At 64.8% G+C, this 12,418-nt stretch carries 12 protein-coding genes; 4 read left to right on the top strand and 8 right to left on the bottom strand.

Features of this window, described 5'->3' with window-relative positions; translation table 11 throughout:
* Positions 1 to 35 precede the first annotated feature (35 nt).
* On the bottom strand, positions 36 to 2,045 hold the full coding sequence (locus CLU93_RS23560; protein WP_099763560.1) for a glycoside hydrolase family 3 protein: 2,010 nt from the start codon (positions 2,043 to 2,045) through the stop codon (positions 36 to 38).
* Between the two features lie 208 nt (positions 2,046 to 2,253).
* Between CLU93_RS23560 and CLU93_RS23555 the strand changes: the two genes are divergently transcribed.
* Entirely contained in the window at positions 2,254 to 3,288 is a 1,035-nt protein-coding gene (locus tag CLU93_RS23555; protein ID WP_099763559.1) for a helix-turn-helix transcriptional regulator, read from the top strand.
* A gap of 7 nt (positions 3,289 to 3,295) precedes the next feature.
* Here CLU93_RS23555 and CLU93_RS23550 read toward each other — a convergent pair whose 3' ends face one another.
* The 6 genes from CLU93_RS23550 to CLU93_RS23525 all read right to left on the bottom strand — a co-directional run bounded on the left by CLU93_RS23550 (position 3,296) and on the right by CLU93_RS23525 (position 9,605).
* Entirely contained in the window at positions 3,296 to 4,408 is a 1,113-nt protein-coding gene (locus CLU93_RS23550) for a porin (protein ID WP_099763558.1), read from the bottom strand.
* Between the two features lie 24 nt (positions 4,409 to 4,432).
* Entirely contained in the window at positions 4,433 to 5,077 is a 645-nt protein-coding gene (maiA, locus tag CLU93_RS23545; protein WP_099763557.1) for a maleylacetoacetate isomerase, read from the bottom strand.
* Positions 5,074 to 6,435 (bottom strand): MFS transporter, encoded by a 1,362-nt coding sequence (locus tag CLU93_RS23540; RefSeq protein ID WP_099763556.1) that lies wholly within the window; start codon positions 6,433 to 6,435, stop codon positions 5,074 to 5,076. The genes maiA and CLU93_RS23540 overlap by 4 nt, the downstream gene beginning before the upstream one ends.
* 66 nt (positions 6,436 to 6,501) lie before the next feature.
* On the bottom strand, positions 6,502 to 7,209 hold the full coding sequence (locus CLU93_RS23535; protein ID WP_099763555.1) for a fumarylacetoacetate hydrolase family protein: 708 nt from the start codon (positions 7,207 to 7,209) through the stop codon (positions 6,502 to 6,504).
* 132 nt (positions 7,210 to 7,341) lie between these two features.
* Entirely contained in the window at positions 7,342 to 8,394 is a 1,053-nt protein-coding gene (gene gtdA, locus CLU93_RS23530) for a gentisate 1,2-dioxygenase (RefSeq protein WP_099763554.1), read from the bottom strand.
* Positions 8,391 to 9,605, bottom strand: a complete 1,215-nt coding sequence (locus CLU93_RS23525; RefSeq protein ID WP_099763553.1) for a 3-hydroxybenzoate 6-monooxygenase — start codon at positions 9,603 to 9,605, stop codon at positions 8,391 to 8,393. The genes gtdA and CLU93_RS23525 overlap by 4 nt, the downstream gene beginning before the upstream one ends.
* Positions 9,606 to 9,754: 149 nt before the next feature.
* Between CLU93_RS23525 and CLU93_RS23520 the strand changes: the two genes are divergently transcribed.
* On the top strand, positions 9,755 to 10,675 hold the full coding sequence (locus tag CLU93_RS23520) for a LysR family transcriptional regulator (RefSeq protein ID WP_099763552.1): 921 nt from the start codon (positions 9,755 to 9,757) through the stop codon (positions 10,673 to 10,675).
* Between the two features lie 45 nt (positions 10,676 to 10,720).
* Entirely contained in the window at positions 10,721 to 11,176 is a 456-nt protein-coding gene (locus CLU93_RS23515) for a GNAT family N-acetyltransferase (protein WP_099763551.1), read from the top strand.
* On the opposite strand, the gene CLU93_RS23510 is transcribed toward CLU93_RS23515, so the two are convergent.
* Positions 11,173 to 11,568 (bottom strand): winged helix-turn-helix transcriptional regulator, encoded by a 396-nt coding sequence (locus tag CLU93_RS23510; protein WP_099764566.1) that lies wholly within the window; start codon positions 11,566 to 11,568, stop codon positions 11,173 to 11,175. The genes CLU93_RS23515 and CLU93_RS23510 overlap by 4 nt on opposite strands.
* A gap of 162 nt (positions 11,569 to 11,730) precedes the next feature.
* Here CLU93_RS23510 and CLU93_RS23505 point away from each other — a divergent pair, with 162 nt between their 5' ends.
* Positions 11,731 to 12,303 carry an FMN-dependent NADH-azoreductase gene (locus CLU93_RS23505; protein ID WP_099763550.1) on the top strand — a complete coding sequence of 191 codons (573 nt, stop codon included), beginning with the start codon at positions 11,731 to 11,733 and terminating at the stop codon, positions 12,301 to 12,303.
* Positions 12,304 to 12,418: the final 115 nt, after the last annotated feature.

Below are 12,418 nucleotides of genomic sequence, written 5' to 3'. Positions count from 1 at the left end.
GGACAGGCCGCGCCGGGCGGCCCGTCCCGCTCCTGTCAGTACCCCAGCCCGTAGCCGAACTTGTACAGCGGATGCGCCGTGTCATACGGCAGGTCCGATTTCTGCACCTGCACTTCGGCCATCGACGATGGCAGCTCGAACGGCAGCTTGCCTTGCGGCTTGGCCTTGCCCGTCAGGACATCGAACAGCGCGCCGTCGCTGACGCCAAAGTTGGCGAGGATGGCGCTGGCCTTGTCCTGCACGTTGCCGAGGATGGCCGGGCGGTCCAGGTACACCGTCACCACCGTCTTCGGCGCGTTCTTCGCCGCGTTCTTGATCGCCTCGTAGTCGGCGTCGCCGTCGACATAGTTCAGGCGGCCCTCGTGCTGCATGCTGCCGAAGATGTAGTTCGGGTGCAGGGTTTCATACGGTGCGGCCACACGCAGCAGGGCCACGTCCGCTTCCTGTGGCGTGGCCACCACCGTGTAGCCATACTGCTGCGCCACGGCCGCATCGATGCCATACAGGTAGACCTTCTTGACGCTGGCCGCCAGCGGCAAGACCTTGTCCTTGTTTTCCAGCAGGACCAGCGCGCGGCGCTGCGCCTCCAGGCCTGCCTCGATGAAGTCCGCCTTGCCCACCGTGGCCGCCGCCTTGGCCGCATCGACAAACGGGTGTTCGAACAGGCCTTGCTTGAATTTCTGCACCAGGATGCGCCGCGCCGAGGCGTTGATGCGCGCTTCCGTCAGCTGGCCACGCTGCACGGCCTGCGTCAGGTATGGCGCTTCCGTCACGCCGCCAAACTGATCCATCCCCGCCGTCACCGCCTTCACGTAGCGCTCGGCCTTGGTGGCGTCTTCCATGCCCCATGGCGTGCCGAAGCCGATGAAGGAAGGCGCCACGCCCGGCGCCGTGCCGTTGCGGCAGTTGGCGTCGCAGTCGGAGGTGATGCCCCAGTCGGACAGGATCACGCCTTCAAAACCGTATTTGCCGCGCAGCAGATCCGTCAGCATGGTCTTGCTGAAGCCGGCCGCCACTTGTTCCAGCGTGATGCCATCGATGGTGATATTGCCGTCCGGCAGAGCGTAGGTGGGCATGACGGAGGCCGCCTTGGCCGTGAAGGCGCCCTCGAACGGTTTCACGTGATAGGCAAAGTTATTGCCCGGATAGGTCATGTAGCGGCCATAGTAGTTGTGGCCATCGTAGCCCTCTTTCGTGGCGCCGTAGCCGACCCAGTGCTTGACGACGGCCACCACGCTGCCGTCATGCAGGCCCGTGTTCCCGTCCTGGAAGCCTTCGATATAGTGCTGCACCATGCGCTTGGCCAGGTCGGCGTCTTCGCCAAAGGTGCCGTTGATGCGCGACCAGCGCGGCTCGGTGGCCAGATCGGCCTGCGGCGACAGCGCTTGCGTGATGCCGACGGCCAGGTATTCCTGGCGCGCGATGTCGCCGAAGCGGCGCACCAGCGCGTCGTCGCCGATGGCGGCCAGGCCCAGGGTTTCCGGCCACTGCGAGAAACCCTTGGTACCGGCGCTGGCGCCCACCGTGTACTGGAAATGGTGGCGCGGGTCCGTGCTGATGGACACGGGAATGCCAAGGCGCGACGTTTCGCTGATTTCCTGCACCTTGTTGTACTGGGACGCCATATTGGCCGTGTCGCCCGCCATGCGCGTGATGAAGGTGTTGACGTACTGCTTGACGATCAAATTCTGTAGGGCGGCCAGGTCATACGCGCCGCCCAGGCCGATGCCGGAAGGATCGGACACGGTGGGCGCCGTGCCGTGCATCATCAGGCCGGCTTTTTCATCAAGGCTCATGCGCGACAGCAGATCGTCGGCGCGCGCCTCGGCCGGCAGGCGCCAGTCTTCGTACGGATCGATCTTGCCGTTGCGGTTCATATCCTTGAAGGTGTAGCCGTCAACCTTCAGCTGGCCAAAGGTGGTGGCGCCAAACACGGGCTGCTTGTATTCCTCGCTGACGGTATCGTTGCCGCAGGCGGCCAGGGCAAGCGTAGCGACGCAGCCGGCGACCACGCGGGCCATCGGTTTCAAAGTGCAATTCATCATTATCTCCAAGACTGTTTTTGTAGGTATCAAGGCGCGGCAGCAAGGCCGGCCGAAAACAATATAGCGTGAGAATGCGTGAGTTTCTTGACCGCACAGCACGCGTTTTATACCCGCGAGAACAATTTTTGGTTAGACGGCACGACAACCAACAATCTCCTACAAAGTGCTAATATTTGTGAAAAATTACTACAACAAGCAGGAGACACCCTTGCACAAACCCGATACGCGCACGGTTTCGAACCGCATCGCGCAGCAATGCGCGCGCGCCATGCAGGCCGATGGGCACGACCCCGCCGACTTTTTCCGCCACACGGGCATCATGCCGGCGCAGCTCACGGAACCTGGCGGGCGCATCAACGCCGAGCGGCACCGCCGCATGACGGCCTACGCCCAGCAATTGCCACAGCACCGCGGCCTGCTTGATCTCGACGTGACGCACTGGTTCGCGCATTACTCGGGCATCGCCCACGTCTGCTTCAACCGCCCCACCCTGCGCAGCGCGCTGCACGAGCTGCTGCACTTGCGGGGCCTGATCGGCGAATTCGACTTCATGCTGATGAGCGAAAATGGCACGCGCATCGAGATCGAATACCTGTCCGAGTTCTGCCCGCTGGGGGGCGCCATGCAGGCGCTGGCCAATTTCCGCATGCTGTCGCTGGTCGCGCGCGCCTACGACGAAGGCACGGACACCGCCTTCCACGCCAGCTTCCAGGGCAAGGCGCCGTGGTTCGCGCCCGCCATTGCCGAGTGCTTCGGCGCCGCCGCCACCTTCGGCCAGGCGCGCAACACGCTGACGTTCGACGCGCCGGCGCTGGACCGGCCCTTTGCCCAGTTCAACGCCATGCTGGCGCCGCACGCGCTGCGGCACGCGCAGGGGCAATTGCAGCAGTTGCAGGGCGCGCAGCTGTTTTCGGCCCGCGTGGAGCAAGCCATCATCGATCTGCTGGGCCAGCAGGCCGACGTGGACGGCACCTCGCTGCTGCCAGCCCTGTGCGATGGCCTGGCGATGAACCGCTGGACCTTGCAGCGCCAGTTGCAGCAGGAGCAGACCTCGTTCCGCGCGCTGGAATTGCGCGCCAAGAGCCGCGAATCGCGCCGCCTGCTGCGCGAAACGAACCTGAGCGTGGCGGACATCAGCGAGCGCCTGGGGTTTTCCTCGCAAAGCGCGTTCACCCGCTTCTTCAAGACCCAGTTCGAGCTGCCGCCGGCGCGCTACCGCCACGACATGCAAGGCAGCCCATAGGAATGCGTCAGAAAAAGTGGCGCATCCCCGCCATCACGCCATTCTGCGTGCGCCCCGCGCCCACGGTGCCGCCCGCGTCCAGCGCCACGGCGGCCGCGCCATCGTTATCCATGCGGCCGATGGCGCCGTAGATGGCCGTGCGTTTGGATAAATGATACGTCAGGCGCGCGGTGGCCAGGGTGGCATCGTTCGGGCTGTCCTTCACGGCCAGCCTGGCGAACTGTCCATCGAGGACCAGCGCGGGCGCCAGCGGATACGCGGCGCCGAAGTACAGCAGCTGCGAATCAACGGGCCCCGTGGCGGCGCGGATGCTGCGGTCGATGATGCCGCCGCCGATTTTCAGCTTATCAACCATGGCATAGGCGCTGGCAATCACGCGGCGGTCGAAGTTGCGGCTCGACGTGAGGCCGTTGGCCGCGCCCGCGTTGCCATACAGGATGTCGTACGAGGCCGTGGCGCCATAGCGGCCCGTGTCGTAACCGAGCAAGGCGGTGATTTGGCGGCAAGCCTTGGCATTGCCCGCCACTTCGCCCGCGCAGCCCGTGGCGGCCGGCCCGCCCGCCGCCGAGGCGTCGCGCCCCAGGCTGTAGGTGGCGCCCACGGTCACGTTGGAAAACGTGCCCAGGTAGCCGATGGCGTTGTCGCTGCGCGCATTCGGCAGATACAGATCGAGGCTGCTGATGGAAAACAGGGCCGGACCCATGATGTCGGACTTTTGCGTGGCCCAGAACGACATATTCATTTGCCGCCCCAGCATCACGCTGCCATAGCGGCCCTTCAAGCCCACCCACGACTGGCGGCCAAATAATCTCCCGCCCTGCCCCGCGATGCCCGTGTCGACGCCGAAGCCCGATTCCAGCGCGAAGATCGCTTGCAGGCCGCCGCCCAGGTCTTCCACGCCCTTGAAACCGAAGCGCGATGGCAATGAACCCGTCAAGGTGGGCATCTTGGTGATGCTGTCGCCGGCCGCGTTGACATTGCTTGTGTAAGCCACGGAGCTGTCGAGCACTCCGTACAGGGTGACGCCGCTTTGCGCGTAAGCGCCTGTGGTCACGCTGCAGGCGCACGCGCCCAGCAGCGCCAGCGCAGTCAGCTTGCGTGTGGCGTTGATTTTTCTCATGCTTGTCTCCGTTTTTTGTGGTTTTTATTCTGCGTCTGGCTGTGCATCCGGGTGCGCGTGCTGGAACGCCGGCAGCGCCTCGCAGTGCGCGACGATGCGCAGGATCGTGGGATACGGCGCCAGGTCGCACTGGAAGCGCCGCGCGTTGTACACCTGCGGCACCAGGCAGCAATCGGCCAGGGTCGGCGTGTCGCCATGGCAGAACATGCCCGTATGTGCGCCGCTCGCCAGCTGCGCTTCCAGCGCGGCCAGGCCCAGATGCGTCCAGTGCTGGTACCAGGCGTTCTTCTGCTCCTGCGACAGGGCCAAAGGGCCCGTCAGGTAATTCAGGACACGCAGGTTGTTCAGCGGGTGGATGTCGCAGGCGCAGACCATGGCCAGCTGGCGCACGCGGGCGCGGCCCAGGGCATCGGCCGGCAACAGTTTTTGCCCTGTTTGTGTCTCGTCCAGGTATTCGATGATGGCCAGGGATTGCGTCAGCACGGCGCCGCCGTCCTCCAGCACGGGCAGCAGGTGCTGCGGGTTCAGGCTGGAAAACGCGGGCGTGAACTGCTCGCCGCCATTGCGGCTCAGGTGCACATAGGCCGTGTCGGCGTGCAGCTGTTTCAGGTTCAGCGCGATGCGCACGCGGTAGGACGCGGAGCTGCGGTAATAGCCATGCAGTTTCATACGGTGCTCTCTTTCAGTGTAGCGGGAACGGCGCTGGCGGCAGTCCGGGTGCGCATCAAACGCCCCATGGCCAGCAAGGCCAGGGACGCCAGCACGGCCGGAATGGCCAGCAGGAAGAAGATGGTTTCGTTATCGAGTTTCAGGGTCAGCATCAGGCCGCCGGCCATGGAACCGAGCACGGAACCGCTGCGACCCACGGCAGCGGCCCAGCTGACACCCGTGGCGCGGCTCGACGTGGGGTAAAAGGCGGCGGCCAGGGCATTGGCGCCCACTTGCGAGCCGCTCACGCCGAAGCCCACGCCAAACACGGCCAGCACCAGCAGGGCCAGGCTGCTGCCGGACAGGGCCACGACAACGATGCAGCCGGCGGCGGCCAGGTAGGCGATGCTCAGCACTTTATGCGGGCTGTAGCGGTCCATCCAGCGCCCCAGCATGATGGCGCCGACGGTGCCGCCCACCTGGAACATCATCGTCACGAGCGAGGCGTTCGACAGGGACAGGCCATTGCCATTCAACAGCGTCGGCATCCAGCTCGAGAGCAGATAGATGATCAATAAACTCATGAAAAACGTGGACCACAGCAGCAAGGTGCCGCCAATCACGCCGGGACGGAACAATTCGGCCATGGGCGAGCCGGCGAGTTTCTTGTCGCTGACGACGAGGCGCGGCAAGGTGGCCACGGTGGGTGCGATGCGGCGTGCGATGTTCAGCACCTGGCTGGCGTCGCGGCCTTTCAGCACCAGCCAGCGCAGCGATTCGGGCAGCGCCAGCAGCAGCACGGGCACCAGCAGCAGCGGCAAGGCGCCACCGAGCATCAGCACGCCGCGCCAGCCGATCAGGTGCAGCAGCTGCGCCGAGGCCAGGCCGCCCAGCGCGGAACCGATGGTAAAGCCGCAGAACATCATGGTCACCAGGCCGGAACGGCGCTGCTGCGGGCAGTATTCGGACGTCATGGTCACGGAAGTGGGCATGGCGCCGCCCAGGCCTAGCCCCGTCAAAAAGCGCAGCACCAGCAGCATCGTCAGATCCGTCGACCAGGCCGACAGCAGGCTGGCCGCGCCGAAAAACGCCACGGAGACGATCAGCACGGGACGCCGGCCGTAGCGGTCCGCCAGGGGGCCGAACAGGAACGAGCCGGCCATCAGGCCAAACAGGCCCGCGCCGAACAGGGGTGCCAGCGCGGCGGGGGTCAAGCCCCATTCGGCGCGGATGGCGGGCGCGATGAAGCCGATCGAGGCCGTGTCGAAGCCGTCGATGGCGACGATCAGAAAGCATAGCCAGAGGATCAGCTTCTGGTAGCGGGAAAACGGGTGGCTGTCGAGGAAGTGCTGGACGTCGGTGCCGGCGTGGGTAGTCATTGTCTTGTCTCCATTGTTATTGTTCGCTGGGGCTGCGCGATCTGTGCCGCGCTGGCCCGATGGTGTTTACTGCACGGCGACGGTGATCGGTGTCAGCCCGGCGATGCGCGCGGCCATGGTTTGCCCCCGGGTGACGGCGCCCACGCCTTCGGGCGTGCCCGTCATGATGATGTCGCCCGGCTGCAGCTCGAACAGCGTGGACAGATTGGCGATGACTTCATTGACGGACCAGATCAGGTGCGTCAGGTCGCTCGTCTGCACGATTTTTCCATCCACTTCCAGCACGATGGCGCCCGTGCTGATCTCGCCGGATAGCGCGATGGGCGTGAGCGCGCCGATGGGGGCCGAATAGTCGAAAGCCTTGCCGATCTCCCACGGGCGACCCTGTTCGCGCATGCGCATCTGCAGGTCGCGCCGCGTCATGTCCAGACCCACGCCGTAGCCGAAGATGTGCGACGCCGCGTCCTCCAGGGCGATGTCCTTGCCGCCCTTGCCGATGGCCACCACCAGTTCGATCTCGTGGTGGTAGTTCGACGTCTGCGCCGGATACGGCACCGTGGCCGTCACGCCGGGCAGCACGGGCACCACGGACTTGTCGTCATTCGGCTTGCAAAAGAAGAATGGCGGTTCGCGGTCGGGATCGAAGCCCATTTCGCGCGCATGGGCGGCGTAGTTGCGGCCCACGCAGTAGATGCGGCGTACGGGGAACTGCGCGTCCGTGCCAAGGATGGGCAGGCCGGCGATGGCTTGGGGGGCGAAGATGAAGTTGGTCATGGTTTTCAGTGGTCCATTGAGGGAAATTGAAATCTGGGGTCAGTCCCTGCGGGATCGGAACGCGTCCCACTGGGACGCATTCCCCCTCAGGGTCCGACCCCGGCTCTTTACGGGGTGGGCAAAAAAATAGAGTTAGTCAGTCAAAAACTGCTCGCGCAGCACGCCCATCGCTTGCTGCACGGGGCGGTCGGAAAAACTGAACAGCACGACGTCGTCCTGCGGGCAGTCGAAAGAGACGACGGCCCACGATGGCACGACGAAGGTGTCGCGCGGGGCGAAGTCGAATACCTGCGCGCCTATCGTCACCTTGCCGTGGCCTTCGACGACGCTGTAGACGGTGCCGTCGGTGCTGCGCGCGCGCTGGCCCTTGAAACCTTTGGGCAGCAGCTGCATGAAGGTGGCCATGGTGGGCATGGGCGAGCCGCCCGTCAGCGGGTTCGTGTAGCGCAGCTTGTAGCCGTGCCAGGCGTCGATGGCATCCGTGCGCGACAACAGGTCCAGCGCTTCGCGCGAGCGGGCATACGGGTAATTGAAGATGGGCGAGGTGGCGCCCGCGTGCAGCGACTTGACGGGCGCCATGTTGTAGCCGTAGCGGGCGAAGCTCTGGCCTTCCGGGCGGCTGACGGTCTGGCTGTCCTGCGTGTCGTTTTCCGCGAAACCGGAATCGAAATAGCGCAGCATGGGAATGTCGAGGCCATCGAGCCAGACGACAGGCTCGCAGACGCCATCGACGCCGAGGTTGCCATGGTCATGCCAGGTCCACGACGGGGTGATGATGAAGTCCCCGGGGTGCATGGTGGTGCGCTCGCCCGCCACCGTCGTATAGGCGCCCTGCCCACTGACGACAAAGCGCAGCGCCGACTGGCTGTGGCGGTGCGAGGGCGCCACTTCGCCGGGCAAGATCAGCTGCAGGCCAGCGTACAGCGATTGCGTAATCGACGAACGCCCAGGCAAGGCCGGGTTTTCCAGCACCAGGACTCTGCGCACGGCTTCGTGGGCGGTGATCACTTCGCCGGCGCGCGCCAGTTGCGGTGCGATGTCCGCATAGCGCCACAGGGCGGGGGCATACGGCGCCGTCGGATGGGGCGGCACCAGGGTGTGCAGGGATTGCCACAGCGGCGACAGGTGCATGCCGCTCAGGGCTGCATATAAAGCCTCGCGTTCGGGCGTTTGATGGGAAGTCATGCTGCGTCCTTCTCGGTGGTGGCCAGGCAGGTGTGCGCCGTCCAGCCATACAGCCAGGCCAGCGCTTCATAGAATTGTGCGGGCGTGCGCCCGCGCCACAAGTCATTGCGCACCAGGCGCTCGACGCCTTTGGCGTGGTACAGCCGGCCCATTTCGCGCGCCGACAGCACGACCCTCGCCGTGCGGGCGATGCGCGAGGTTTGATACAGCTGGAAGGCGGCGGCCATGTCGAAATCGCAGGCGCGCACGGCTTCGCCCAGGGTGACGGCGTCTTCCAGCGCCATGCAGGCGCCCTGCGCCAGGTATTGCAGCATCGGGTGGGCCGAGTCTCCCAGCAGGGTCATGCGCTTCGTGCTCCAGTTGGCGACGGGGTCGCGGTCGGCCGTGCTCCAGCGGCGCCAAGTCGTCGGCTTGTGCAGCAGCTGGCGCGGCTGCGCATGCACGCCGTCGAAATAGGACAGCACTTCTTCCTTGCTGCCGTCCGTGACGCTCCACGCTTCCTGCTCGCGACTGTGGAAGGTCACCACCAGGTTGTATTGCTCGCCATTGCGCAGCGGGTAATGCACGAGGTGGCAATTCGGGCCGGCCCAGACGACGGGCGCGTTCCAGCGCAGGTCGGCCGGCATGTCGGCGGCCGGCACCACGGCGCGGTACACCACGTGGCCGGAGACGCGGACCTTGTCGCCCACGATGCGCTCGCGGATGACGGATTTGACGCCATCGCAGCCGATCAGCACATCGGCGCGGAAGCTGCGCCCTGCCGCGTCCGTGACGGTGACGCCCGCGTCGTCTTCCGCCACATCCGTCACCTGCGACGACGTCACAAACGTGATCAGGGGCGAGGTGCGCACCGCGTCGAGGATGGCGCCGTGGATGTCGGCGCGGTGGATGACGGCGTAGGGATTGCTGAAGCGCTCGCGGAAGGCCGCATCGACGACGAAAGTGCCTACCTCGCTCGCATCGACGGCGTCCATCATCACCAGGCGTTCCGTGAAGACAGCCTTGGCGCGCGTGCGTTCGCCCACGCCCAAGGCATCGAGCGCGGCGAAAGCGTTGGGCGCCAGCTGGATGCCGGCGCCGATCTCGCCCAGGGTCGATGCCTGTTCCAGCACGGTGACGGCCAGCCCCAGGCGCGACAGGGACAGGGCGGCGGCCATGCCGCCGATGCCGCCGCCGACGATCAAGACCGACGGTTTGTGGGTAGCTTCCATTTCTTTCCTCCAATTGATCTGTGTGCTTGCGCGATGCACGTTTGCCGTGCTCTTGGTATGGCAAGCAGTGTGCCGACAGGTCAATATTTGGTAAAGCGATGGAATACAATAGCAACAATCACGTTTTTAAATAATGCTGGAATCCTCTTATGTCGCGCTTCGATATCGAACTGCTGTTCATCTTTGACGAGATCTATAAAAGCCGCAACGTGACGCGCGCGGCGGAAAACCTGGGCTTGCCGCAATCGACGGTGAGCATCGGCCTCGGGAAATTACGCACGCATTTCGGCGACCGCCTGTTCGCGCGCACCTCGAAAGGCATGGAGCCGACGCCGCGCGCACAGAACGCGGTGCAGGACGTGCGCGCCGCGATTGCTGCATGGCAGCATGCGCTGGCTGACCAGCCCGTGTTCGACCCGGCCGCCAGCACGCGTGAATTTGCCATCTGCATGACGGACATCAGTGAAATCGTGCTGCTGCCCACCTTGCTCAACCACCTGCAGCAGATCGGCCCCCGCATCACCTTGGACGTGTCGAAGATCGCCACCGACACGCCGGCGCGCCTGGAAGGCGGCGAAGTGGACCTGGCCGTGGGCTTCATGCCGCACCTGGAATCGGGGTTTTATCAGCAGAAACTGTTCGACCAGCATTTTGTCTGCCTGGTGGCCAGCAGCCACCCGCGCATCGGCGACACGATTACTGTGGCAGAGTTCCTGGCGGAGGGGCATATCGAGGTGAAAAGCTCGGGCACGGGCCACTCCATCGTGGAAAAGGTGCTGGCGGCGGCCGGCGTGCAGCGGCGCATCGTGCTGAAACTGCCCAGCTTCCTCGGCGTATCGCGCATCGTCGCCGAAACCGAGTACATCGTCACGGTACCGTACCGCTACGCGCTGCAAATGCGCGACCACGAAGCGTTCCGCATCCTGCCCCTGCCTGTGGCGCTGCCCAGCTTCTCCGTCAAGCAGCACTGGCACGAGCGCTACCATGAAGATGCATCGAACCGCTGGCTGCGCCAGGCCATGGCGCAACTGTTTGGGGCGGGCGACAGCACAACATTGCCAATTGGGTAAGTTTTCCCCATACTGCCAGGCCCAGCCTTTTCATTGCCTTCAATTATGTCCATCAGCCTGCGTGCCGTCACCGTCGACAATTTTGACCTCATCAGCGAATTGCCCCTGCTACCCCAGCAGCGCGACTACCTGGCCAGCAACGACTATTCCATGGCGCAAGCGAGTTTCCATCCCGCCACCATGCATACGCGCGCCGTGTATGACGACGAGGAAGTGATCGGTTTCCTGATGTTCGTCTCGCCCGACGACGAAGATCCGCCCGGCTACTACCAGATCTGGCGCTTCATGATCGATCACCGGCGCCAGGGGCAAGGCCATGGCCGCGCCGCCCTCGCCCTGGCGCTGGCGGAAATCCGCGCCCGCCCGGACGCGCGCAGCATCGAAATTTGCTACAAGCCCGATAATGCCAACGCGAAACAGTTCTATGCCAGCATGGGTTTCGTGGAAAAAGGATTGGACGCCGATGGCAATGACATGCTGGCCGTGATCGAACTAAGCTAGCTGCCTGGCGTCGCGCCCGCATCGGCCCTGGCATCAAACGCCAGCCGCGCCGCATCGATGGCGTCGCGGTGGCCGTAGGCCCAGGCGCCCAGCGCGCTGATGGGAATCAGCAACGAGCGGCCCAGGTCCGTCAGCGCGTAGTCGACGCGCGGCGGCACGGTGGGAAACACCGTGCGCGTGACGAGACCATCGCGTTCCAGCCCGCGCAAGGTCAGAGTCAGCATGCGCTGCGAGATGCCGCCGATCAGGCGGCGCATCTCGTTGAAGCGCTTGGTGCCATTGCCCAGCAACATCACCACCATCACGCTCCATTTGTCGCCCACGCGGGTGAGGATATCCGTGATCGGCCGGCACGCGTCGGCCACGCCCGCGTGGCCGCCATGGTCGCGCATGCGCCGTTCCAGCTCGGCGCCGCGTGCGGCCACCTCGCCAATAGTCACATCCGTGTGCCCCAGTGTGGAAAAAGTGCCTTCTTGTGCGTTCATTTGATAGTCACTATATTTAACTCGGTTACAAAAATATACCACCCGATCATACCACCCAAGAAGGCTCACATGAACATCCTGCATATCGATTCCAGCATCCTCGGCGAGCATTCCATCAGCCGCCAGTTGTCCGCCGCCATCGTCGCCCGCTTGCAAGCGGCCGCGCCCGGCGCCACCGTCCAGTACCGCGACCTGGCCGCCCAGCCCTTGCCGCAATTTACAGCCGCCCCCAGCGCCACCGAGGGCGAAGCACTTTCCGCCGCGCTGGAGCAAGTGCTGGCTGCCGACGTCATCGTCGTCGGCGCACCCATGTACAACTTCGCCATCCCCAGCCAGCTCAAATCGTGGCTCGACGCGCTGGCCGTGCCCGGCAAGACGTTTCAGTACGGCGCCAATGGCGCCGAAGGTTTGCTGGGCAGCAAACGCGTGATCATCGCCTCGACGCGTGGCGGCTATTACGGCGCCGACACGCCGATGGCCGCCCTGGAACACCAGGAAAGCCATCTGCGCGCCTTCCTTGGCTTCCTCGGCATCACGCAGCTCGAGATCGTGCGCGCCGAAGGCGTCAAGGTCAGCGACGCCGCCAGGGCGCAGGCACTAGCGGGCGCCTTCGAGCAGATCGGCGCGCTGCAGGCGGCGTAGGTTCAGCTTGATTATCTGGCTGCGGCGGAAACTGTTTCGGCGCAGCCAGGCTGGGCATGGCGGGCAAGAATGGGCAAACTACGCTAAGCTGCACCCGCCCCACCACTTTACAAGG

The sequence above is a fragment of the Janthinobacterium sp. 35 genome, assembly GCF_002754575.1.
GTDB classification, from domain to species: domain Bacteria; phylum Pseudomonadota; class Gammaproteobacteria; order Burkholderiales; family Burkholderiaceae_D; genus Janthinobacterium; species Janthinobacterium tructae.
The sequence above is the reverse complement of the archived record's forward strand: the minus strand, read 5'-3'. Positions and strand labels throughout refer to the sequence as shown.